The organism is Herbidospora yilanensis (assembly GCF_001570565.1).
GTDB lineage: Bacteria > Actinomycetota > Actinomycetes > Streptosporangiales > Streptosporangiaceae > Herbidospora > Herbidospora yilanensis.
Genome location: NZ_BBXE01000047.1, coordinates 1 through 22683 on the forward strand (window position 1 = coordinate 1; position 22683 = coordinate 22683).

Below are 22683 nucleotides of genomic sequence, written 5' to 3' on the forward strand. Positions count from 1 at the left end.
TCAAGCTTCATGCCGTGTCCGGGCGCGCTGGCGTCCGGAAAAACGGGCCTTCTTAAGGTGATGTCGATGTCCGAACTGTGATGCGGTGCGGGTGGTGGTCAACGTCTGCGCGGCGCTGGTCGGCTGCCTCTCGTCGGCCACCTGGCTGCCGCAACCACGGTCACTCCTGCCCCGTCCCCGCGCCGGTGGCCTTCCGCCTGCACTGGTTGCCCTACGTGCACAGCCGTTCTTGACGGGTTCCGGCTGCCCCGGAGAATCAAGCGGCGGGTACGGGTTACGGCGAGAACACGGCGCGGAGTCATGGCTCCTTAGGCGCTGGGTGGCGGAACGTCGATCTCGTACTCGATGGTGTAGCCATCGGCCGGTAGGAGCGATTCGAGTAGTTCCACGATGCGGCCATCTTCGGCGTGCGCCAGTCGTACAGTCTGGGCCAGCGGCACACCCTGAGGAATCTGGAGCCGTTCCCGTTCAGCCGGCGGCGGCCTGAGTCGGGATCAGTGATGGGCGGCTCGCCGCGCCCGGCCGGAGGCCGCACGCGCGCCGAGGGAGATCAAGTAGGCCGGAATGGGGCAGTCCGAAGGTCGGCGCCTTGATCGGAAGAACGGTCTCCGACCCCGGGGAAGGTGTTCCCGCACGTTACCTGTCGGTACGGCAGGGCAGTCGCCCCTCTCGGCCGTACTTGGACTGCCCCTTATGACAATTGATGTGAGATCAGGCCGCCGCAATGATCACTTGCAGTCGGTCCAAGTGATCTCGGAGTCCCGGAAGATCGACCAATCTCCCTTGTACTGTCCTGAGGGAATCGGGTCTTGGGTCTCGTAGAAGGCGTCATAGAAGGCACCTACCCCGCCAAGCACCTTGCGGAAATTCTTGCGGATAATCGCCTCGATCCATTGTCCTTCCCAGTTCTTGTGGGACGGGGGGAGGGTCTGCCCGGTCTCCCATGTGGTCCCGCTGTCGCGCATCCAGAATTTCAGTTTGTCGTCGTAGGCATAGCGGGTGGCCCCCTCCTTGGCCACCGCGTGACAGGTCAAGGCGGGCGGGGCGGAGGCCGAGGCTGCGGCGCAGGGAGCCGCCGCAAGCAGCACTGTGGCGAGCCCGCTAGAGGCAATAAGGCCGATGCGTTTCTTGTTCATGAGAGACCTCCCGGTCGTGATGACTACTGCGGCGATGTCGCCCGCTGCGTACAGTAACGATCAATGTGCGGAATGTCATCAACCTCACGGCCTGCCGCCATGATGTCCGGGGGTGGCTTGCCGCTCCTCGCCGGGACCGGCCCAGAGGCCGCACGCCCGGCGAGGGGAGGGCGGCGTTCTGCGGGCCGCTGGTCTTCATCAGGAGACCGTGGGCCGATGTGGTGGTGCGGATCCGCCGCCTGGTCTGCCCGACGCGCGGCTGCCGCCGGACCTTCCGCGAACAACTGCCCGGTGTGCTGGAGCGTTACCAGCGGCGCACACCACGTCTGACCGCGCAGATCGGCGCGGTGGTCCGTGAACTGGCCGGACGAGCCGGCGTGCGCGCCTCATCCGCGCTGGCCGTCGCCCTGTCCCGGCACACCGCGCTGCGCCTACTGCTGCGCTTGCCCACACCCCCGCCTCGGGTACCCCGTGTGCTCGGCGTCGATGACTTCGCTCTGCGTCGGCGTCACCGATACGCCACCGTGCTCATCGACGCGCAGACACGCCAGCGCGCCGACGTTTCGCCTGGCCGCACCGCCGATGTCCTGGAGGCCTGGCTTCGTGCCCATCCCGGGGTGCAGGTCGTGTGCCGGGACGGCTCAGGCGCCTACGCCCAAACCGTGCGCCGCGTGCTGCCGGACGCCGTCCAGATCAGCGACCGCCGGCACCTGTGGCACAACCTCGGCCCAGGCCGCCGGAAAGGAAGTGGCCGCACACAGTTCCTGCTGGGCCAAGGCCGGACCGCCCCCGCGGGACGGCCGGCGCGCCACCACCACCCGCGAGCGCTGGCATCAGGTCCACGACCTGCTCGGCAAAGGCGTCGGCCTGCTGGAATGCGCCCGCCGCCTGAACGTCTCCCTCAACACCGTCAAACGCTACGCCCGCGTGAGCGAATCCGAACGCCTGCAATGCGCCCCGCAATACCGACCCACCCTCGTCGACCCCTACCGCGACCACCTGCGGCGCCGCCGATCCGCTGATCCCGCCGTCTCCGTCTCGCATCTGTTCACCGAGATCAAGGCCCTGGGCTACCAGGGCAGCTTCAACCTCCTCTACCGCTACATCACCCAGGGCCGGGTCGAAGCCGGCCGCCTGCCCATCTCACCCCGCCGCCTGACCAGGCTCCTGCTCACCCGGCCCGGCAACCTCAACGACGAGCACCGACGCCTGCTGGACGGCATCACCACCGCACCAAAACCAAGCGCATCATGCGTCAGATGCACGGCCGGGCCGGCTTCGCGCTGCTCCGCCACCCCATTCTCCTGGCTCAACGCTCCGCCACCACTGAAAGAGAGACAGAGCCGTTCGTCTTACAGTCCCCTTCCCGGCAGGTCATCACCGGGGAGCAGGGAGGCGGATAACCCCTTCGACCTGGGATGCAATGACGTGGTCGAACATCGAAGGTAACTCTAAGAAGGCCATAGCACCGACGAGGGAAGACGCCGGAGACAAGCGCCCGGACCCGCCGCGCCGGAGGCGCGGCCATCAGACAGGAGCGCCCGGACGGCCCACCCAAGGGGTGGGCCGATAATATGAGTTGCTCTACCGGTTGTAGTTCAAGGAGATCTCCTCCATGTCCCCCTTTTCGCGTGCTCTCGTCGCCGTGTGTTCGGTGCTGGTTCTGACCGGGTGCGCCGGAAACGTCGGGGGTTCGGGGCAGCCGGAGTCCGACGACACCCGGTTCGTCGCCGGCGACGGCAAGGTCCAGGTCTTCGACGTGGGGGAGCGGAAGCCGGCTCCCGTCGTCGAGGGGCAGACCCTCGAAGGCGCGGCCACGAAGATGGCCGCCGGCAAGGTCACGGTGATCAACTTCTGGGCCTCGTGGTGTGCGCCGTGCCGGGCCGAAGGGCCCACGCTCAAGGACGTCGCCGCCCGCACCAAGGCCGACGGCGTCGAGTTCCTCGGCATCAACTTCAAGGACCAGAAGGCCGCCGCCACCGCCTACGACGCCCAGCTCACGCCGGGCTACCCGAGCATCCACGACCAGAGCGGCAAGGTCCTGCTCGGTTTCTCCGGCACGGTCCCGCCCGCCGCCATCCCGTCCACGCTCATCATCGACAGGGAGGGCCGGATCGCGGCCCGCGCCCTGGGCGCGGTGAAATACCAGGCTCTCCTCGACGCCGTGACCAAGGTCTCCAGTGAATCTCGCTGACACGGTCGCCTCCGGGTCGTTGCTGGTCGCCCTGCCGATCGCGCTGCTCGCGGGCCTGGTGTCGTTCCTGTCACCCTGTGTGCTGCCGCTGGTGCCGGGCTATCTGTCGTACGTGACCGGCATGAGCGCCGACCCCAAGCGGGGGCGGCTGGTGCTGGGCTCGGGGCTGTTCGTGCTCGGGTTCGCCCTCGTGTTCGTGCTGGGCGGGGCGTTGTTCGGCGGGCTCGGGGCGGCGATGCTCGGGAACGCCGAGGTGATCACGCGCATCCTCGGCGTGGTCACGATCGTGCTGGGGCTGGCCTTCATCGGGATCATCCCCGGGTTGCAGCGTGACTTCCGCATCCACCGGGTGCCGGCGGCCGGGCTCGCCGGGGCTCCGCTGCTGGGTATCGTGTTCGGACTCGGCTGGACGCCGTGCATCGGCCCGACGCTGGCCGTCGTGCTGACCCTCTCGGTCGACCAGGGCAGCGCCGCCAGGGGCGCGCTGCTCGCGTTCGGCTACGCCCTCGGGCTCGGGCTGCCGTTCGTGGCGGCCGGGCTCGCCTACCGCAAGGCGCTCCACACGTTCCGCGCGGTGCGCCGACACACCCAGCTCATCACGCGGATCGGAGGAGCCATGCTGGTCGCCGTCGGGCTGCTGCTGGTCACCGGTCTGTGGGGCGAGCTCATCGCCGGTCTCCAGGTGTGGATCGGCGGATTCGAGCCGGTGATATGACACTGACCGACGAAGAGAAGACGACCGGCAGCGGCCCCGCGGGGCTGGGCGTGGTCGGCTGGCTGCGCTGGGGCTGGCGGGTGCTCACCTCGATGCGCACCGCCCTCATCCTGCTGTTCCTGCTGGCCCTGGCCTCCGTGCCGGGGTCGCTCTACCCCCAGCGCGGGGTCGATCCGGGCGCGGTCGCCCGCTACTTCCAGAACGACCCGACCAAGGCCGAGTGGCTCGACCGGTTCTCGCTGTTCGACGTCTTCACCTCGCCCTGGTTCGCGGCGATCTACCTGCTGCTATTCCTGTCGCTGATCGGCTGCGTGTTGCCGCGCACGACGGTGCACCTGAAGGAGATGCGGCGCACGCCGCCGCCCGCTCCCCGCAACCTCTCCCGGCTGCCGCACCACGCCGACATCGAGGGCGACCTCGCCTCGGCCGAGGCCTACCTGCGGTCGAAGCGCTGGCGGGTGACGACCGGCGACGGCTGGGTGTCGGCCGAGAAGGGCCACCTGCGCGAGACCGGCAACCTGCTCTTCCACGTCGCGCTGCTCGTGCTGCTGGTCGCCGTCGGGGTGGGCGGGCTGTTCGGCTACCGGGGCAACGTGCTCGTGGTGGAGGGCGACGGGTTCGCGAACACGGTGGCGGCGTACGACCGCTACCTGCCCGGGTCGCAGGTGTCGCCCGAGGACCTCCAGCCGTTCTCGTTCACGCTCAAGGACTTCCAGGCGACCTACATCGGGCCCGGCCACGAGAAGCAGGGCCAGCCGCTCGACTACTACGCCAAGCTGGCCGTGCAGGATTCGCCGACCGCGCCCGAGCGCGAGTTCACCCTCCGGGTCAACGAACCCCTTGAGGCCGACGGCGCGCTGACGTACCTGATCGGGCACGGCTACGCCCCCACGTTCCGCATCACCGGCGGCGACGGGAAGGTCGCCTTCGAGGGCGCGGTGCCGTGCCTGGTGAACGACACCTCGACCTACGAATCGGAATGTGTCATCAAGGTGCCCGACGCGGCCCCCGAGCAGCTCGCGTTCCTCGGCCGGTTCCTGCCCTCCACGGTGCCCAGCGGCACGGAGTGGTTGTCGATCTTCCCGGGCGCGGCCAACCCGACCGTGCAGATCTGGCCGTTCAAGGGCGACCTGGGGCTCGACGCGGGGGTCCCCCAGTCGGTGTACGACCTGGGCGGCCACCAGAACCTCAAGCCGCTCGGCCAGATGTCCGCCTCGCCGAAGCCGATGGCCGTCGGCGACGTGGTCGACCTGCCCGAAGGGGCGGGGAAGATCGAGTTCACCGGTGTGAAGGAGTGGATCACCCTTCAGACCACCTACGACCCGGGCCGCTTCCCGGCCCTGCTCGCCTCCGGCGCCGCCATTCTCGGCCTGCTGCTGTCCCTGCTCATCCACCGCCGCCGCGTCTGGGTGCGGGTAAGGGACGGAGGGGTCACGGTGGGAGGATTGACCCGCACCGAGGGCGGAGACTTCGGCGAGGAGTTCGCCGAGCTGACGAAAGCCCTGGAACACCACGCTCGCGCAGAGGTGAAGGATGTCTCCTGATCGTTTGGCCACGCTGAGCGACCAGCTCGTGCTGGCCGCCATTCTCCTCTACCTGGCCGCGATGATCGGCTACGCCCTGGAGCTGGCCTTCGGCCGGGTCACCGAGACGGTCAGGGAGCGCCGTCTGGTCACGGTCGGCGGTCCGTCCGACGACCTCCCCGAACCCGCTCCCGCGCCCGAGCCCGCCTCGTGGGCCCCCAAGGCGGGCCTCGTCGGCACCGCCGCCATGTGGCTCGGCTGGGCCGCCAACGCGGCCGGAACGCTCACGCGCGGTCTCGCGGTCGACCGGTGGCCGTGGGGCAACATGTACGAGTTCGTCGTCGCCATGCTGCTCGCGGCCGTGACGGTGTTCCTGCTCCTGCAGATCCGCTACCCGGTGAGGTTCCTCGGCGCGTTCGTCGGCGTGGTCGCCGCGATCGGCCTGGGCTTCGCGGTCCGCGTGCTCTACACGCAGGCGGGGCCGGTCGTGCCCGCGCTCGACTCGTACTGGGTGGCCATCCACGTCACCGCCGCAGTCGCGGCCAGCGGCCTGTTCATCGTCGGCGGCGTCGCCGCGGCGCTGTTCCTGGTGCGCAAGGAGGGCCCGTCGCGGCTGCCGTCGCGTGCCGACCTCGAACGGGTCGCCCACCGGGTCATCGTCATCGCGTTCCCGATCTGGACGTTCGCCGTCATCTCGGGCGCACTGTGGGCCGACAAGGCGTGGGGTCGCTACTGGGGCTGGGACCCGAAGGAGGTCTGGGCGTTCATCACCTGGGTGGCCTACGCCGCCTACCTGCACGCCCGCGCGACCGCCGGCTGGAAGGGCAAGGCCGCGATGATCGTCTCGCTGATCGCGTTCGCGTGCCTGATGTTCAACCTGGTCGGGGTGAACATCTTCATCGGCGGCCTGCACTCCTATGCGGATGTGAAGTAGCCGCCGGCTAGTCCTCGTCGCGCAGCTTGCGCTCCAGGCTGCGCAGGAAGTCGGGGTCGTCGTCGGGACCCCTCGGCGCCTCGGGCGGCGGCGAGGGGAGCAGGTTCTGTCCGGGGGTGATCGGTTCGGGCACCGGCCGCCCGGCGAGCAGCCACAACACTCCGCCCATCGCCGGAATCATCACGACCAGAACCCACGCGGCCTTGGGGAGGGTCCGCACGATCTCCGGGGGAGTGGTGATGACGTCGAAGAGGCAGTAGAGCCAGAAGGCCAGCAACGCCAGGCCGACAACCACGTTCGCCATTCCAACACGGTATGCCATCCCGTGGGCTGATCGTGTTGCGTCTTGTATAGCGACCGACGAAGCGGGATGACTCGGACCAGACGGGCATCGTACGCTGCACCGGTACAGCACCTTCCCGACCAAAGAGAGGTGCGATGGCGCAGCAGGGCGACAGAGGCCGCCACCGGCGAGGGAATCGGTGGTGGCAGCGGAGCCACGCAGGGGCCAGTTACGTCTCCCGTCGTGGGGCGGAGGCGACACAGGAACGCATCGAGACGAAGGTCACCGACAGGTGGGCCGACGCCCCCAGGGTCGCCGAGACCCCGTTCGACACACCGGTGACCGCCCCGGTCGTCGACCGCCCGCAGTACACCTGGCGCGACTTCGAGCTGGACGACCAGCCCGCCCGCGCCGAGCCGCACCGTCCCGACAGCCCCGACTACCGCGACGGCCGCCGCAACTGCGGCGCGCTGGAGACGATCCTCTACCGGCAGTGGGACGCCATGGACGGCCCGCCGCCCCCCGACGTCATCCGCGCGGTCGACAGCCTGGCCCGGTTACCCGACCGCCTGAAGGAGATGCTGGCGGTCGGCCTCGACGGCATCTACGTCGGCCCGGGCGGCGTGCCCGACCTCGACGACATGGGCTACCTGAGGGGCGCCCCGCTGCCCAGCGGCCGCGCGACGTGGGACATCTGCGCGGGGGCGTACGGCGACCGGAAGATCGTCGTCGGCGACCGCCCGAGCCCCACGCCCGATGTGATGATGCACGAAGTCGGTCATGCGCTGGACGACGTGGACTCCCGTCCGGGAGAGTGGGTCTCGGACTCACCCGAGTTCGCCGCGCTCTACGACGAGTGCATCCCCCATCTGGCCTCCGCCTTCCACAAGCAGTCCGGAGAACTCGGCCGCAAGGAGTTCTTCGCCGACGCCTTCGCCGCCATCGCGTCGAGGCAGCGTCCCGCCCTGATAGACATGCTGGGCGGCGACACCCGCACGGCACTCAACGTCATGCTCTTCTTCAACAGGCGCTACGGAATCTAGAGGTCCCCTGATGTTCGTGATCCGGCTCGCTGACGGCACGCTGCGGGTCCCGCAGTCGTTGACCAGCGACGACGGCCGCCTGATCGGCAACGCGTATGTCGAGATAGCGCCCGGCGAGCCGGACTACGACCAGTGGCTGGAAGAGTCCATCACGGAGGAAGAAGAGGCCGAACGCCGCAGAAGATGGCAAGAAGAGAACGACGCTCTAGAACAAGAATTCCTAGCCTTCAAAGCCGAGCAGGAAAAGTAGCCACCGGGCCGAAGGTGCAATTTCACATGCCACCATTGGTCAAACATTGAATCAACTGGGCCACGGGGCGGAAATATCCAGGCGAGATTCATGAAGTGCCGCAGCGCGCCGGCGTCTGGACTGAGGAGCGCAGGGGAGCGAAGCGACCCGAAGCGACGAGGAAAGACGCCGGGTATAAGCGCGAGGACCGCCGCGCCGAAGGCGCGGCCGTAGACAGAGAAAAGGCGCGGCTTCTGGGTACGCCGCGCCTCTCTGCTTCTTCCCGCGAAGCTCTACCCGTTCGGCTTGTCGGCCGTCAGGACGTCTTCTCCACGGAGAAGGGCGTGCACTTCCGACTCGCGGAAACGCCGGTGCCCTCCGGGGGTACGGATGCTGCTGATTCGCCCCGCCGCGGCCCAGCGAGTCACGGTCTTCGGGTCGACCCGGAAGAGGGCGGCAACCTCTCCAGGGGTCAGCAGTCGCTCGCTGCTACTCTCCACAATCTCTCCCCCTCGCATCCCGCGTCATGCAGCGGGCGGACAGGTAACCAGTGTGCCGAGCGAAGCCTGATTTATCCGTGGTTTTCAGAGAAGATCACGGGATGTTACCGGCTCAGTGCCCGATTGTTATATGATAGAGCCTCTTTGGGGCGCTCATGGGTGTTTCTTTACGAAAGCGCCGTGATGGGCACACTAGCAGCGCTCGTGCCGGATGCGAAGAGAGTCCGCCATACGGGACAGTGACGTAACCTCTACGGCGTGCATCCGGTAATCGTCTACACCCTGTCCCGCCTGGGCCTGTTCGCCGTCGCCCTGGGCGTCCTCTATCTGCTGGGTCTGCGGACCTACGTGTTGCTCGCAGTGGCCGTGGTGCTGAGCGGGCTCGCCAGTTACGTTCTGCTGTCGAAGCAGCGGGACGCGGTCAGCGAGAAGATCAGCGACAAGAGGCGCCAGCCCGAGGGCTAGTCAGGGCATCGGGAACATTCCGACTCGGGCATGGTACTCGTGCCCGAGCTTCGTGGTGTCGCTTCCCACCAAAAGCCCCTTCTTTACCGCGAGAAAGGCCTTCACCCCGATTCCTCGCTCGCGGCCGGGATTGAACCCGAGCGCCTTTCCGGTGCGTGGATGGATCGCCGCGATGCCCTCTCGCGGGACCGCCCCCGGCCCGGCGGAGTCCTTTCCCAGCGGGTTGTCCATCCAGCGTTGGTGGCCTCCGACGTAAACGGCCGCGCCGGTGATGGCGACGCTGTAGAGCGAATCGCCGCCCGTGTGATTCACCCAGGTCGGCTTCACGTTCACGCCTTTCGCGTACGTCTCGAAGCGGGCCGCGGTGTCGCAGAGTTTCCCCGTCTTGGGCGCCGCGCCCCCGGTGGTGACGACGACGAAATAGGAGCCGTCGGGGGAGACGTCGAGTCCGCGTACATAGGAGGGAAATCCGTCGCGGCAATGGGGGGCGTAGGCATTGGTGCGCCAGCGGGCGACCTTGCCGGTCTTCAGATCGATCTGGCCGAGTTGGTCGCGCGGTTGTCCGCCGAGGGTGGTGAACGAGCCGTCGAGAATCAGCCGGTCTTTCGTCGCGGCCATCGCGTGGACCTTCGGATCGCCTTCGGACCGGCCGCCGCCGACGGCGACGCCGAATGCCGGGTCGACCGTTCCCGTGGCGGCGTCGAGCCGGGCCAGCGCGGTGCGCTGGACTCCGCCGATGTGGGAGAAATCACCGCCGACGTAGAGGTGCGCGCCCCGGCGTACAAGAGAGGTGATCTCACCGCCGTAGGCGGTGGCCCCGAACGACGGGACAGGGGCGCCCGACGGGACGGAGAACGCGGCCAGGCCCCGGGAGAACGAGCCGCCGGCGTAGACCGTGCCGTTCGTCCCGGCGGCCAGCGTGTTGACCGGGCCGTCGAGGAAGGGGGCGAAGGGGGAGACCTGGCCGGTCGTCAGGTCGAAGGCGAAGAGGTTGGCGCGGCGGAAGGTGGACGTGCCCGACTTCACCGAAGAGAACTCGCCGCCGACGACCACGGTGTTCCCCACCAGCGCGAACGCGTTGACGATCCCGTCTAAGACGTGGGGCGTGTGGTTCACCGGGTTCGGCGACACGACCGAGGGGTGACGGACGCCCGCCCAGGCCGGAGTGGCCATGAGCGCGAGAGCGCTTACTGTGATCATGAATCTGGCACGCATGGCCAAGTCCTAGCAGACGCAGAGTAATCAACGCACTACGTTGCGCACATTCGACCGGGCATGGCGTGACGGTGTGTGAGGTCGTCCTAGGCTGGGCACCATGACGCGCGCTTCGCTGGACAAACAGCCCCATGAGGTCGCGGCCATGTTCGACCGCACGGCCGCGCGCTACGACCTGGTCAACGACGTGTTGTCGCTCGGCCAGGACCGGCTGTGGCGGCGGGCGACCGCGTCCGCGGTCGACGCCGGGCCCGGCGAGCTGGTGCTCGACCTGGCGGCCGGCACCGGCACCTCGACCGACGCGTTCACCCAGCTCGGAGCGCGTGCCATCGCCTGCGACTTCTCGATCGGCATGCTGCGGACGGGGGTGCGGCGGCGCGGTTCGTCGGGGCTGACCGGCGGCGTCGCGGGTGTGACGTTCGTCGCAGGCGACGCGCTGCGGCTGCCGTTCGCCGACGGGGTGTTCGACGCGGTCACGATCTCGTTCGGGCTGCGCAACGTCGCCGACACCGGGCAGGCGCTCGCGGAGATGCTGCGGGTGACCCGGCCCGGCGGGCGGCTCGTGGTGTGCGAGTTCTCCCGGCCGAAGCCGAAGGCGTTCGATCTGGTCTACACCCACTACCTGATGCGCCTGCTGCCGGTGGTGGCCCGGACGGTCAGCTCCAACCCCGACTCCTACGAATACCTCGCCGAGTCCATCCGCGACTGGCACGACCAGAAGAGCCTCGCGGCGGTCATCCAGGGCGCCGGCTGGAAGCGGGTGGCGTGGCGTGACCTGAGCATGGGGATCGTGGCGCTGCACCGGGGGATCCGACCGGAAAAGTCATGAAATTTGCATCGCCACGCCAGGCCGGGCGATCTTTTCGTCACGACTGTGCATGTTTACCCGCCGGTAGGTGTCTACCCCCTGACGAAGGTGTCGGAAGAGGGACTAGACTGCGGCGCGACAAGTTTGTGAAGTAGTTCACAAAGGCACGAAAGGCTCAGCCTACACGGTCTGCGGCCCCAAGAAACTCAAAAGGACAGGACAGGTCCCCTCGTGAGCGAGCCAGCCCTTGCGGCCCGGCGAAGCGAGACCGATGCCGACGTGATCGTCGTCGGCGCCGGCCCCGCCGGATCGACGACCGCGTTTTATCTGGCGCAGTCCGGGCTGTCGGTCCTGTTGCTGGAGAAGACGACCTTCCCCAGGGAGAAGGTCTGCGGCGACGGCCTGACCCCCCGCGCGGTCAAGGAACTGCTCGCGATGGGCGTCGACGTCGACGCGCCCGGCTGGATCAGGAACAAGGGCCTGCGCGTCGTCGGCGGCGGCCTGTCGTTCGAGCTCGACTGGCCGGAGCTGTCGAGCTTCCCCGACTTCGGGCTGGTCCGCACCCGCAAGGACTTCGACGTCATCCTGGCCGACAACGCCGTGTCGAAGGGCGTCACCCTGCTCCAGGGCGTGAACGTGACCGCCCCGGTGATCGACGAGCGCAGCGGCCACGTCGTCGGCGTGAAGACCGCCTCGGGCGACGTCTACCGCTCCCGCCTGGTGATCGCGGCCGACGGCAACTCCACCCGCATCTCCCTGGCCATGGGCCTGCACAAACGCGAAGACCGCCCGATAGGGGTCGCGGTCCGCACCTATTACACGAGCCCGCGCCACGACGACGACTACCTTGAGACCTGGCTGGAGCTCTACGACGGCGAGCGCCTGCTGCCCGGCTACGGCTGGGTCTTCGGCGTCGGCGACGGCACCTCCAACGTGGGCCTCGGGCTGCTCAACACCAGTGAGGCGTTCAAGAAGATCGACTACCGCGACCTGCTCCGGCGCTGGACCAAGAACATGCCGGCCGAGTGGGGTTTCGTCGAAGAGAACATGGTCGGCCCGATCCGGGGTGCCGCGCTGCCGATGGCCTTCAACCGGCAGCCCCACTACACCCGGGGCCTGGTTCTCGTCGGCGACGCCGGTGGGATGATCAACCCCTTCAACGGCGAGGGCATCGCGTACGCGATGGAGACCGGCCGCATCGCGGCCGACGCCGTGGTGACCGCGCTCGCCCAGCCGACCCCCGCCGCGCGCGAGCGGGTCCTGCGGGCCTACCCGCGGATACTCAAAGACGCGTACGGCGGCTATTTCACCCTGGGCCGGGCCTTCGTCGAGGCGATCGGCAAACCAGGCGTGATGAACTTCCTGACGCGGCACGCGCTGCCCCACCCCCGGTTGATGAGGTTCGGCCTGAAACTCCTGGGCAACCTGACCGACCACGGTGGCGACGCGTCAGACCGGATCATCAACGCCCTGTCGAAGGTCGCGCCGTCGGCATGACACCACTGGATCGAAGAATCATGACCACATTCACCGAGAGGACGCCTTAAGCGATGGAGCTCTACGCCCCCATCCTGGTGCTCGCGGTCCTCGGGGCGGGATTCGCCGTCTTCTCCGTGAGCATCGCCCCGTTCACCGGGCCGAAGAGGTGGAACCGCGCCAAGCTCGACGCCTACGAGTGCGGTATCGACCCCACGCCGCAGCCGATCGGCGGCGGCCGGTTCCCGCTGAAGTACATGATCACGGCGATGCTCTTCATCGTCTTCGACATCGAGATCATCTTCCTCTACCCGTGGGCCGTGGCCTTCGACAAGCTCGGGGTCTTCGGTCTGGTCGAGATGGTGCTGTTCATCGTCACCGTGCTCGTGGCGTACGCCTACGTGTGGCGGCGTCGCGGATTGGACTGGGACTAATGGGCCTTGAAGAGAAACTGCCCAGCGGCTTCGCGCTGACCACCGTCGAGCAGGTCGCCGGCTGGGCGCGGAAGAACTCCGTCTGGCCGGCCACCTTCGGTCTCGCGTGCTGCGCGATCGAGCTCATGTCCACCGGTGGCCCCAAGCACGACCTGGCCCGCTTCGGCATGGAGCGCGCGTCCGCGTCGCCCCGCCAGGCCGACCTGATGATCGTGGCCGGTCGCCTGTCGCAGAAGATGGCGCCGGTGCTGCGCCAGATCTACGACCAGATGGCCGAGCCCAAGTGGGTCATCTCCATGGGCGTGTGCGCCTCGTCCGGCGGCATGTTCAACAACTACGCGGTGGTCCAGGGCGTCGACCACGTCGTGCCCGTCGACATCTACCTGCCCGGCTGCCCGCCGCGGCCCGAGATGCTCATCGACGCGATCGTCAAGCTGCACGACAAGATCCAGAACATGAAGTTCGGCGCCCACAGGGAGAAGCAGGTCCAGGAGCTCGAACTCCAGGCGCTTCGCACCCTGCCGCTCATCGACCAGGGAGGGCAGAAATGAGCGACAACCTTCCTGAGGTCCCGGAGCAGCCGATCGCCCGGACCGGCATGTTCGGGACCTCCGGCACCGGCGACACCTCCGGCTACGGCGGCCTCGTGGTCCGCCGCCCGGCGCCGGTCTCCAGCCCGCGCCCCTACGGGAGCTACTTCGACGAGATCGTCGACGGCCTCGACCACGAGGGCGTCGAGCGGGTCGTCGTCGACCGGGGCGAACTCACCCTCCATGTGGCGCGCGAGCACCTCGTCGAGGTCATGAAGAAGCTGCGCGACGACCCCGCCCTGCGGTTCGAGTTGTCCCTGGGTGTCTCGGGGGTGCACTACCCCCACGAGACCGGGTCGGAGCTGCGCGCGGTCTACCACCTGTGCTCGATCACCCACAACCGCCGCGTGCGGGTGGAGTGCTCGACGCCCGACGACGACCGCCACGTGCCCTCGACGGTGTCGGTCTACCCGACGCACAACTGGCACGAGCGGGAGACCTACGACTTCTTCGGCATCATCTTCGACGGGCACCCGGGGCTCACCCGCATCGAGATGCCCGACGACTGGGAGGGCCACCCGCAGCGGAAGGACTACCCGCTGGGCGGCATCCCCGTCGAATACCGAGGCGCCGAGATCCCCGCGCCGGACCAGAGGAGGTCGTACGCATGACCCAGGAAGCGACCGAAGGCAAGGTCTACGACGTCGCGGGCCAGGACTGGGACAAGCTCACCGAGGCGGTGGCCGAGTCGTCCGAGGAGCGGCTGGTCATCAACATGGGCCCACAGCACCCGTCGACCCACGGCGTGCTCCGGCTGGTGCTCACCCTCGACGGTGAGACGGTGACCGAGGCCCGGACCGTCATCGGCTACCTGCACACCGGCATCGAGAAGAACCTCGAATACCGCACCTGGACCCAGGGCGTCACGTTCGTGACGCGCATGGACTACCTGTCGCCGATCTTCAACGAGGCGACCTACTGCCTGGGCGTGGAGCGCCTCCTCGGCATCGAGGACCGCATCCCCGACCGGGCGCAGGCGATCCGGGTGCTCACGATGGAGCTGACCCGCATCTCCTCCCACCTGATGGCGATCTGCACCTACGGCATGGAGCTTGGGGCCACCACCCCGTTCCTCTACGGCCTGCGCGAGCGCGAGATGGTGCTCGACATCATGGAGTACATCACCGGTCTCCGGATGAACATGGCCTACATCCGGCCGGGCGGCGTCAGCGTCGACCTGCCGGCGGGCGCCGTCGACAAGATCGGCGAGCTGCTCAAGGTCATGCCGGAGCGGATCAAGGACATGCGCAAGATCCTGGACGCCAACCCGGTCTACACCCGGCGTACCAAGGACATCGCCTACCTCGACCTGACCGGCTGCATGGCGCTGGGCATCACCGGCCCGGTGCTGAAGGCCGCCGGCCTGCCGTGGGACCTGCGCAAGTCGCAGCCCTACTGCGGCTACGAGACCTACGACTTCGAGATCGCCACCGAGCAGACCTGCGACGTCTACGGGCGCTACCAGGTCCGGGTCTCGGAGATGGAGGAGTCGCTGAAGCTGATCGAGCAGGCGCTCGACCGGCTCACCGGGCCGCTGAAGAACCAGCCCGTCATGATCGAGGACAAGAAGATCGGCTGGCCCGCGCAGCTCGCGCTCGGCCCCGACGGCCTCGGTAACTCGCCCGCCCACATCGCGCACATCATGAGCAGCTCGATGGAGGCCCTGATCCACCACTTCAAGCTGGTGACCGAGGGCTTCCGGGTGCCGGCCGGCCAGGCGTACGTGCCGGTCGAGTCGCCCCGCGGCGAGCTGGGCGCCCACGTGGTGAGCGACGGCGGCACCCGGCCCTTCCGGGTCCACTTCCGCGACCCGTCCTTCACGAACCTGCAGGCCGTGCCGGCCATGTGCGAAGGCGGTTACATCGCCGACGTCATCTCGGCGGTGGCCTCGCTCGACCCCGTCATGGGAGGTGTGGACCGATGACCTACTCCCCAGAGGTCCGCGAGCGTCTCGAACTGGACGCCAAGGAGATCATCGGCAAGTACCCCAAGGCCCGGTCGGCGCTGCTCCCGCTGCTCCACCTGGTCCAGTCGGAGGACGGCTACGTCTCCGACGCCGGTCAGGAGTTCTGCGCCGAGATGCTGGGCCTGTCGAAGGCCGAGGTCGTCGGCGTCTCGACGTTCTACACGATGTACAAGCGCAAGCCCGCCGGTGAATACCACGTCGGCGTCTGCATCAACACCCTCTGCGCGGTGATGGGCGGCGACCAGATCTGGGAGGAGCTCAGCGAGCACACCGGCATCGGCCACGAGGAGGCCACCTCCGACGGCAAGGTGTCGCTGGAGCGCATCGAGTGCAACGCGGCCTGCGACTTCGCGCCGGTGATGATGGTGAACTGGGAGTTCTTCGACAACCAGACGCCCGAGTCGGCCAAGCAGCTCGTCGACGACCTGCGGGCAGGCAAGCCCGTCGTGCCGACCCGCGGCCCCGGCCGGCTCTGCACCTTCAAGGAGACCTCGCGGGTGCTCTCGGGCCTGCCCGACGAGCTCGCCGGCGAGGGTCCCTCGGCCGCCGGTCCCTCGCTTGAGGGCCTGCGCGTCGCCAAGGCCAACGGCTGGGAGGCTCCCAAGTGACCACGCTGACTCCGGTCCTCACCAAGAACTGGGACCTGCCCAACTCCTTCACGCTGGAGGGCTACGGCGACTACTCCGCCGCCCGCAGCGCGCTGGCGATGGACCCCGACGCGATCATCCAGGCGGTCAAGGACTCCGGTCTGCGCGGCCGCGGCGGCGCGGGCTTCCCGACCGGCATGAAGTGGGGCTTCATCCCGCAGGGTGACGGCAAGCCCCACTACCTCGTCGTCAACGCCGACGAGTCGGAGCCGGGGACCTGCAAGGACATCCCGCTGATGATGGCCAACCCGCACTCGCTGATCGAGGGCGTCATCATCACGGCGTTCGCCATCCGGGCCAACTACGCCTTCATCTACATCCGCGGCGAGGTCGTCCACGTCATCCGGCGGGTGCAGGCGGCGGTGCGCGAGGCCTACGAGAAGGGCTACATCGGGCGCGGCATCTTCGGCAGCGGCTACGACCTGGAGATCGTCGTGCACAGCGGCGCCGGGGCGTACATCTGCGGTGAGGAGACCGCGCTGCTCGACTCGCTGGAGGGCTTCCGGGGTCAGCCCCGGCTCAAGCCGCCGTTCCCGGCCGTCGCGGGCCTCTACGCCGCGCCGACGGTCGTGAACAACGTCGAGTCGATCGCCTCGGTCCCCTCGATCGTGGCCAACGGCGCCGAGTGGTTCGCCGGCATGGGCACCGAGAAGTCGAAGGGCTTCGGCATCTTCTCGCTCAGCGGCCACGTCACCCGGCCGGGCCAGTACGAAGCGCCGCTGGGCATCACCCTGCGGGAGCTGCTCGACATGGCGGGCGGCATCCGCGAGGGCCACCGGCTGAAGTTCTGGACGCCGGGCGGCTCCTCGACGCCGATCTTCACCGACGAGCACCTCGACGTGCCGCTCGACTTCGAGTCGGTCGGCGCCAAGGGCTCCATGCTCGGCACCCGCGCGCTGCAGATCTTCGACGAGACCACCTGTGTGGTCCGGGCGACGCTGCGCTGGACCGAGTTCTACGCCCACGAGTCGTGCGGCAAGTGCACCCCCTGCCGTGAGGGCACCTTCTGGCTCAAGCAGGTGCTCAAGCGGCTGGAGAAGGGTCAGGGCACCGAAGACGACCTGACCACGATCACCGACATCGCCGACAACATCCTGGGCCGGTCGTTCTGCGCCCTGGGCGACGGCGCGACGAGCCCGATCTACTCCTCGGTGCAGCACTTCCGCGACGAATACCTCAAGCACTTCGAGATCGGCGGCTGCCCGTTCGATCCCGCACTCGCCACTGTGTGGGGGGCCAAGTGACCATCCAAGCAACCCAGCCCGAGGAGCGGGCGGTCGTCGAGATGGTGACGCTCACCATCGACGGCTTCCAGGTCAGCGTGCCGAAGGGCACGATGATCATCCGGGCGGCCGAGCTGCTGGGGATCCAGATCCCCCGCTTCTGCGACCACCCGCTGCTCGACCCGGCGGCCAACTGCCGTCAGTGTCTCGTCGACATCCCCGACGCGGGCAACGGCCGGGGCTTCCCCAAGCCGCAGCCCTCGTGCGCGATCGAGGTCGCGCAGGGCATGGTCGTGCAGAGCCAGCTCACCTCGCCGGTCGCCGAGAAGGCGCAGCGCGGCGTGATGGAGATGCTGCTGCTCAACCACCCGCTCGACTGCCCGGTCTGCGACAAGGGCGGCGAGTGCCCCCTGCAGAACCAGGCGATGTCCAACGGCCAGGGCGAGTCGCGGTTCGTCGAGCAGAAGCGCACCTTCGAGAAGCCGATCGCGTTGTCGACCGAGGTGCTGCTCGACCGTGAGCGCTGCGTGCAGTGCGCACGCTGCCTGCGCTTCTCCGACCAGATCGCGGGCGACCCGTTCATCGAGTTCTTCGAGCGCGGGGCCAAGGAGCAGGTGGGCGTCGCCGACGGCGAGCCGTTCCAGTCCTACTTCTCCGGCAACACGATCCAGATCTGCCCGGTGGGCGCGCTGACCGGCTCGGCCTACCGCTTCCAGTCGCGCCCGTTCGACCTGGTCTCGCAGCCGAGCGCGTGCGAGCACTGCGCCTCCGGTTGCGCCCTGCGCACCGACCACCGGCGCGGCAAGGTCACCCGCCGCCTCGCCGGCGACGACCCGCAGGTCAACGAGGAGTGGAACTGCGACAAGGGCCGGTGGGCGTTCTCCTACGCCACCCAGCCCGACCGCCTGCGCACCCCGCTGGTCCGCAACGAAGAGGGCGTGCTGGTCCCGGCCTCCTGGCCGGAGGCCTTCGCGGCCGCCGCCGCCGGGCTCGCGGGCCGCAAGGCCGGTGTGCTCACCGGTGGCCGGCTGACCGTCGAGGACGCCTACGCCTACAGCAAGTTCGCGCGGGTCGCCCTCGGCACCAACGACATCGACATGCGGGCCCGCGCCCACTCCGCCGAGGAGGCCCAGTTCCTGGCCCACTCGGTGGCCGGCAAGGGCATCGAGATCTCCTACACCGACCTCGAGAACGCCCCGGCCGTGCTGCTGGCCGGGTTCGAGCCCGAGGAGGAGTCGCCCATCGTCTTCCTGCGGCTGCGCAAGGCGGCCCAGAAGAAGGGGCTCAAGGTCTACTCGCTGGCGCCGTTCGCCACGCCGGGCCTGGCCAAGATGGGCGGCACCCTGATCCGGACCGTCCCCGGCGCCGAGGCCGAGTCGATCGGCGAGCTCATCTCCGACGGCGTCAAGCTGCCCGCGGGCACGATCATCATGGCCGGTGAGCGCCTGGCCTCGGCCAAGGGCGCGTTGTCGGCCCTGGTCCGGCTGGCCGGCTCGACCGGCGCCCGGCTGGCCTGGGTGCCGCGCCGGGCAGGTGAGCGCGGCGCCGTCGAGGCGGGCGCGCTGCCCAACCTGCTGCCGATCGGCCGCCCGGTCGACGACGAGGCCGCCCGCGCCGAAGTGGCCCGGGTCTGGAACGTCGCCTCGCTGCCGGCCCAGGTCGGCCTCGACACGGGCGAGATCCTGCGGGCCGCCCTCGACGAGCGGCTCGACGCGCTGGTCATCGCGGGCGTCGACCCCTACGACCTGCCCGACCCCGAGCTCGCCCTGCGGGCGCTGGAGAACACGCCGTTCATCGTCAGCCTGGAGATCCGGGCCAGCGCCGTCACCGACCGCGCCGACGTGGTGCTGCCGGTCGCGGCGGTCGCCGAGAAGGCCGGCACGTTCGTCGACTGGGAGGGCCGCGGCCGTTCCTTCGAGGCGTCGATCCCGCAGCCCGGCCTGATGAGCGACCTGCGCGCCATCGCCTCCATCGCCGACGCGATGGACGTCCACCTGGGCCTGCCCGACGTCGCCGCGGTCCGCCGCGAGCTCGGCGCCCTGGGCTCCTACAAGGGCGGGCGCCCGGCCGCGCCGAGCGTCACCGGCGGCACCGTCGCCGAGCCCGGTGAGGGTCAGGCCGTCCTGGCGAGCTGGCACCTGCTGCTCGACGACGGCAAGCTGCAGGACGGTGAGCCGTTCCTCGCGGGCACCGCCCGCGACGCGGTCGCGCTGCTGTCCCCGGCCACCGCCGCCGAGATCGGCGCGGTCGACAAGGTCTCCGTCAACGGCGCCATCCTGCCGCTGCGGATCGCCGACCTGCCCGACCGGGTCGTCTGGGTGCCGGCCAACTCCGGCGGAGTCTCGGTCGCCCGCGACCTGCGGGCCGAGGCGGGCGACGTCGTCACGATCGGAAGTGCCTCATGAGCCTCCTGACATTGGCAAGCCCGGCCAGCCCCGGCCCCGGGCTGGCCGACTTCGGCCACGATCCCGTGTGGATCAGCATCATCAAGGGCCTGGTCATCTTCGTCTTCCTGCTGCTGGGCGTGCTGTTCGGCGTGTGGCTTGAGCGCAAGCTCATCTCGCGCATGCAGCACCGCTACGGCCCCAACCGGGCGGGCAAGTTCGGCCTGCTCCAGACCGTCGCCGACGGTCTGAAGATGGGCCTCAAGGAAGACCTGATGCCGCGCAAGGTCGACAAGGTCATCTTCTTCCTGGCACCGGTGATCATCTCGGTGCCGGCGATCCTGGCCTACTCGGTCATCCCGATGGGCCCGGTCGTCTCGATGTTCGGCCACAAGACCCCGCTCCAGCTCACCGACATGCCGGTGGCGGTCCTGTTCATCCTCGCGATGGCCTCGATCGGCGTCTACGGCATCGTGCTGGCCGGGTGGGCCTCCAAGTCGCCCTACGCGATCCTCGGCGGTCTGCGCTCGTCGGCCCAGGTGGTCTCCTACGAGATCGCGATGGGCCTGTCGTTCGTGGCGGTCTTCCTGTACGCCGGCACGCTCTCCACCTCGGAGATCGTCGCCAAGCAGGCCGACGGCGGCACCGCGACCATCTTCGGCCTCGACGTCCCGCTGCCGAGCTGGTACGCCATCCTGCTGATCCCGTCGTTCCTCATCTACGCGATGACGATGTTCGGCGAGGTCAACCGGGTGCCCTTCGACCTCCCCGAGGGCGAGGGCGAGCTGGTCGCGGGTTACCACACCGAATACAGCTCCTCGCTGAAGTTCGCGATGTTCCAGCTCGCCGAATACGTCAACGTGTTCGTGGTCTCCGGTGTGATGGTCACGCTGTTCCTCGGCGGCTGGCGGGCCCCCTGGCCCATCTCGCTCTGGGACGGCGCGAACGTCGGCTGGCTGCCGCTGCTCTGGTTCTTCGCCAAGATCGTGCTGATCTTCTGCTTCTTCGTCTGGGTCCGCGCCTCGCTGCCGCGTGTCCGCTACGACCAGCTCATGGCCTTCGGCTGGAAGGTCCTGATCCCGCTGAACCTGGCGTGGATCCTGCTGGTCGCCACCTTCCGCGCGCTGCGTGTCGAACAGAGCACCCCGGTCTTCATCCTGATGGCCATCGTGGTGATCGGCGCCCTCGCGGTCTTCTTCCGCTTCGACACCGTGCAGCAGCGCCGCCGCGAGGCCCGCGCCGAGCAGGTCGAAGAGGAGTTCGAGCAGCTCCGCGAGGAGCCCACCGCCGGTGGATTCCCGGTCCCGCCGCTGGATCTGCCGCACTATCACGGGGCGAATCGCAAGGAGGTCCCCAGTGCCTAAGTTCGAGTGGCTGAACCCCGTCAAGGGGTTCGGCGTCACCTTCCACCACATGTTCAAGAAGCCGGTGACGGTGAACTACCCGGAGGAGAAGCGGCCCACGGCGCCGCGTTTCCACGGGCGGCACCAGCTCAACCGGTGGCCCGACGGCCTGGAGAAGTGCGTCGGCTGCGAACTGTGCGCGTGGGCCTGTCCCGCCGACGCCATCTACGTGGAGGGCGCCGACAACACCGACGAGGAGCGTTTCTCTCCCGGGGAGCGCTACGGCCGGACGTACCAGATCAACTACGCGCGCTGCATCCTCTGCGGGTTGTGCATCGAGGCGTGCCCCACGCGGGCGCTCACGATGACCAACGAGTACGAGCTGGCCGACTCCAGCCGCGAGGCGCTCATCTACACCAAGGAGATGCTGCTCGCCCCGCTGACCGCGGGCATGGAGCAGCCGCCCCACGCGATGCGCCTCGGGGAGACCGAAGAGGACTACTACCGACTGGGACGCGACAATGGGTGAGACCATCACGTTCTGGGTGCTCGCCGTCGTCTCGGTCAGCGCGGCACTCGGCCTCGTCTTCAGCCGCAAGGCCGTCTACTGCGCCCTGATGCTCGGCGTGGTGATGCTCTCGCTGGCGATCCTCTACGCGGTCCAGGACGCCCCGTTCCTGGCGGCGGTGCAGATCATCGTCTACACCGGCGCCGTGATGATGTTGTTCCTGTTCGTGCTGATGCTGGTCGGCGTCGACTCGTCCGACTCGCTCGTCGAGACGATCAGGGGACAGCGCTTCTGGGCGGTCGTCGCCGGGCTCGCCTTCGCCGCCCTGGTGGCGCTGGGCGTCGGCAACGTGGTGTTCGCCCCGGCCGTCGGCCTCGGCGCGGTGAACGCGGCGGGCAACGTTCCGTCGCTGGCCGAGCTGATCTTCACGCGCTACGTGTTCGCCTTCGAGGTCACCTCGGCGCTGCTGATCACCGCGGCGCTGGGCGCGATGGTGCTGGCCCACCGCGAGCGCCTGGAGCAGAAGGCGACCCAGCGGGAACTGTCGCGCGAGCGCTTCGTCAAGTACGGCGAGGAGGGCATCGACCCCTCGCCGCTGCCCGGCCCCGGCACCTACGCCCGCGCCAACGCGATCGACATGCCCGCGCTGCTGCCCGACGGCAAGATCTCCAAGCTGTCGGTCAACCGCTACATCGCCAGGTACGAGGCCGAAGAAGGCACCATCGACCCGAAGGTGGCCGAGATCCTGGAAGGTGAGGACAAGTGACCACCCACTACCTCGTGCTCAGCGCACTGCTGTTCGCGATCGGCGGGATCGGCGTGCTCGTCCGGCGCAACGCCATCGTGGTGTTCATGTGCGTGGAGCTCATGCTCAACGCGTGCAACCTGGCGTTCGTCACCTTCGCCCGCCAGAACGGCAACATCGACGGTCAGGTCATCGCCTTCTTCGTGATGATCGTGGCCGCCGCCGAGGTCGTCATCGGCCTGGCCATCATCGTGACGATCTTCCGAACCCGCAGGTCCGCGTCGGTCGACGACGCCAGCCTGCTGAAGTACTAAGAGGTGGC

24 protein-coding genes and 2 pseudogenes are annotated in these 22683 nt (G+C 68.6%); 21 read left to right on the forward strand and 5 right to left on the reverse strand.

Annotated elements, in window-relative coordinates; genetic code table 11:
- Window positions 1-308: 308 nt before the first annotated feature.
- Window positions 309-470, reverse strand: a pseudogene (locus AW273_RS39450) (hypothetical protein); the annotation flags it as partial.
- A gap of 258 nt (window positions 471-728) precedes the next feature.
- Window positions 729-1136 carry a hypothetical protein gene (locus AW273_RS33250; protein ID WP_062357191.1) on the reverse strand — a complete coding sequence of 136 codons (408 nt, stop codon included), beginning with the start codon at window positions 1134-1136 and terminating at the stop codon, window positions 729-731.
- A 218-nt stretch (window positions 1137-1354) separates the two neighbouring features.
- On the opposite strand from AW273_RS33250, the pseudogene AW273_RS36780 reads away from it, so the two are divergent.
- The 5 genes and pseudogenes from AW273_RS36780 to ccsB form a co-directional block, all read left to right on the forward strand.
- Window positions 1355-2369: pseudogene (locus AW273_RS36780) on the forward strand (ISL3 family transposase); the annotation flags it as partial.
- A 382-nt stretch (window positions 2370-2751) separates the two neighbouring features.
- Window positions 2752-3330 carry a TlpA family protein disulfide reductase gene (locus tag AW273_RS33265; protein ID WP_062357197.1) on the forward strand — a complete coding sequence of 193 codons (579 nt, stop codon included), beginning with the start codon at window positions 2752-2754 and terminating at the stop codon, window positions 3328-3330.
- Complete coding sequence (locus AW273_RS33270; protein ID WP_062357199.1) at window positions 3317-4045, forward strand: cytochrome c biogenesis CcdA family protein; 729 nt, start codon at window positions 3317-3319, stop codon at window positions 4043-4045. The genes AW273_RS33265 and AW273_RS33270 overlap by 14 nt, the downstream gene beginning before the upstream one ends.
- The gene (gene resB, locus AW273_RS33275) at window positions 4042-5589 is read left to right on the forward strand and encodes a cytochrome c biogenesis protein ResB (RefSeq protein ID WP_062357201.1); all 1548 of its coding nucleotides are present in this window, start codon (window positions 4042-4044) and stop codon (window positions 5587-5589) included. Before AW273_RS33270 ends, resB begins: the two co-directional genes overlap by 4 nt.
- Complete coding sequence (ccsB, locus tag AW273_RS33280) at window positions 5579-6502, forward strand: c-type cytochrome biogenesis protein CcsB (RefSeq protein ID WP_062357203.1); 924 nt, start codon at window positions 5579-5581, stop codon at window positions 6500-6502. Before resB ends, ccsB begins: the two co-directional genes overlap by 11 nt.
- A 7-nt stretch (window positions 6503-6509) precedes the next feature.
- Here ccsB and AW273_RS33285 read toward each other — a convergent pair whose 3' ends face one another.
- Entirely contained in the window at window positions 6510-6806 is a 297-nt protein-coding gene (locus tag AW273_RS33285; protein WP_034385986.1) for a PLDc N-terminal domain-containing protein, read from the reverse strand.
- A 134-nt stretch (window positions 6807-6940) separates the two neighbouring features.
- Here AW273_RS33285 and AW273_RS33290 point away from each other — a divergent pair, with 134 nt between their 5' ends.
- Both AW273_RS33290 and AW273_RS33295 read left to right on the forward strand, forming a co-directional pair.
- Window positions 6941-7828 (forward strand): hypothetical protein, encoded by an 888-nt coding sequence (locus AW273_RS33290; RefSeq protein WP_062357205.1) that lies wholly within the window; start codon window positions 6941-6943, stop codon window positions 7826-7828.
- Between the two features lie 10 nt (window positions 7829-7838).
- Entirely contained in the window at window positions 7839-8078 is a 240-nt protein-coding gene (locus tag AW273_RS33295; RefSeq protein ID WP_030456136.1) for a hypothetical protein, read from the forward strand.
- Between the two features lie 272 nt (window positions 8079-8350).
- Here AW273_RS33295 and AW273_RS36785 read toward each other — a convergent pair whose 3' ends face one another.
- On the reverse strand, window positions 8351-8575 hold the full coding sequence (locus tag AW273_RS36785) for a BldC family transcriptional regulator (protein ID WP_030456135.1): 225 nt from the start codon (window positions 8573-8575) through the stop codon (window positions 8351-8353).
- A gap of 240 nt (window positions 8576-8815) precedes the next feature.
- Here AW273_RS36785 and AW273_RS33300 point away from each other — a divergent pair, with 240 nt between their 5' ends.
- Window positions 8816-9022: a DUF4229 domain-containing protein gene (locus AW273_RS33300; RefSeq protein ID WP_062340567.1), complete on the forward strand. Its 207-nt coding sequence runs from the start codon at window positions 8816-8818 to the stop codon at window positions 9020-9022.
- Here AW273_RS33300 and AW273_RS33305 read toward each other — a convergent pair whose 3' ends face one another.
- Window positions 9023-10237, reverse strand: coding sequence for an NHL repeat-containing protein (locus tag AW273_RS33305; protein WP_063910200.1), 1215 nt, complete (start codon window positions 10235-10237; stop codon window positions 9023-9025).
- A gap of 100 nt (window positions 10238-10337) precedes the next feature.
- Here AW273_RS33305 and AW273_RS33310 point away from each other — a divergent pair, with 100 nt between their 5' ends.
- The 13 genes from AW273_RS33310 to nuoK all read left to right on the forward strand — a co-directional run bounded on the left by AW273_RS33310 (window position 10338) and on the right by nuoK (window position 22675).
- Entirely contained in the window at window positions 10338-11066 is a 729-nt protein-coding gene (locus tag AW273_RS33310; RefSeq protein WP_062357209.1) for a demethylmenaquinone methyltransferase, read from the forward strand.
- Window positions 11067-11276: 210 nt separating this feature from the next.
- Complete coding sequence (locus AW273_RS33315) at window positions 11277-12542, forward strand: geranylgeranyl reductase family protein (RefSeq protein ID WP_062357211.1); 1266 nt, start codon at window positions 11277-11279, stop codon at window positions 12540-12542.
- Window positions 12543-12595: 53 nt separating this feature from the next.
- Window positions 12596-12955, forward strand: coding sequence for an NADH-quinone oxidoreductase subunit A (locus tag AW273_RS33320; protein WP_030456130.1), 360 nt, complete (start codon window positions 12596-12598; stop codon window positions 12953-12955).
- On the forward strand, window positions 12955-13506 hold the full coding sequence (locus AW273_RS33325; RefSeq protein WP_030456129.1) for a NuoB/complex I 20 kDa subunit family protein: 552 nt from the start codon (window positions 12955-12957) through the stop codon (window positions 13504-13506). Before AW273_RS33320 ends, AW273_RS33325 begins: the two co-directional genes overlap by 1 nt.
- On the forward strand, window positions 13503-14156 hold the full coding sequence (locus AW273_RS33330; protein WP_062357213.1) for an NADH-quinone oxidoreductase subunit C: 654 nt from the start codon (window positions 13503-13505) through the stop codon (window positions 14154-14156). Before AW273_RS33325 ends, AW273_RS33330 begins: the two co-directional genes overlap by 4 nt.
- The gene (locus AW273_RS33335; RefSeq protein WP_062357215.1) at window positions 14153-15469 is read left to right on the forward strand and encodes an NADH-quinone oxidoreductase subunit D; all 1317 of its coding nucleotides are present in this window, start codon (window positions 14153-14155) and stop codon (window positions 15467-15469) included. Before AW273_RS33330 ends, AW273_RS33335 begins: the two co-directional genes overlap by 4 nt.
- Window positions 15466-16119: an NADH-quinone oxidoreductase subunit NuoE gene (gene nuoE, locus AW273_RS33340; protein WP_062357217.1), complete on the forward strand. Its 654-nt coding sequence runs from the start codon at window positions 15466-15468 to the stop codon at window positions 16117-16119. Before AW273_RS33335 ends, nuoE begins: the two co-directional genes overlap by 4 nt.
- The gene (gene nuoF, locus AW273_RS33345) at window positions 16116-17402 is read left to right on the forward strand and encodes an NADH-quinone oxidoreductase subunit NuoF (RefSeq protein WP_030456125.1); all 1287 of its coding nucleotides are present in this window, start codon (window positions 16116-16118) and stop codon (window positions 17400-17402) included. The genes nuoE and nuoF overlap by 4 nt, the downstream gene beginning before the upstream one ends.
- Before the next feature lie 41 nt (window positions 17403-17443).
- Window positions 17444-19786 (forward strand): NADH-quinone oxidoreductase subunit G, encoded by a 2343-nt coding sequence (locus tag AW273_RS33350; protein ID WP_062357307.1) that lies wholly within the window; start codon window positions 17444-17446, stop codon window positions 19784-19786.
- Window positions 19783-21129 (forward strand): NADH-quinone oxidoreductase subunit NuoH, encoded by a 1347-nt coding sequence (gene nuoH, locus AW273_RS33355; protein ID WP_062357219.1) that lies wholly within the window; start codon window positions 19783-19785, stop codon window positions 21127-21129. The genes AW273_RS33350 and nuoH overlap by 4 nt, the downstream gene beginning before the upstream one ends.
- Window positions 21122-21637, forward strand: a complete 516-nt coding sequence (nuoI, locus tag AW273_RS33360; protein WP_083950244.1) for an NADH-quinone oxidoreductase subunit NuoI — start codon at window positions 21122-21124, stop codon at window positions 21635-21637. Before nuoH ends, nuoI begins: the two co-directional genes overlap by 8 nt.
- Entirely contained in the window at window positions 21630-22382 is a 753-nt protein-coding gene (locus AW273_RS33365; RefSeq protein ID WP_062357222.1) for an NADH-quinone oxidoreductase subunit J, read from the forward strand. The genes nuoI and AW273_RS33365 overlap by 8 nt, the downstream gene beginning before the upstream one ends.
- A complete protein-coding gene (gene nuoK / locus AW273_RS33370; protein WP_062357224.1) occupies window positions 22379-22675 on the forward strand; it encodes an NADH-quinone oxidoreductase subunit NuoK in 297 nt (98 codons plus the stop codon). The genes AW273_RS33365 and nuoK overlap by 4 nt, the downstream gene beginning before the upstream one ends.
- The last annotated feature ends 8 nt before the right edge of the window (window positions 22676-22683 follow it).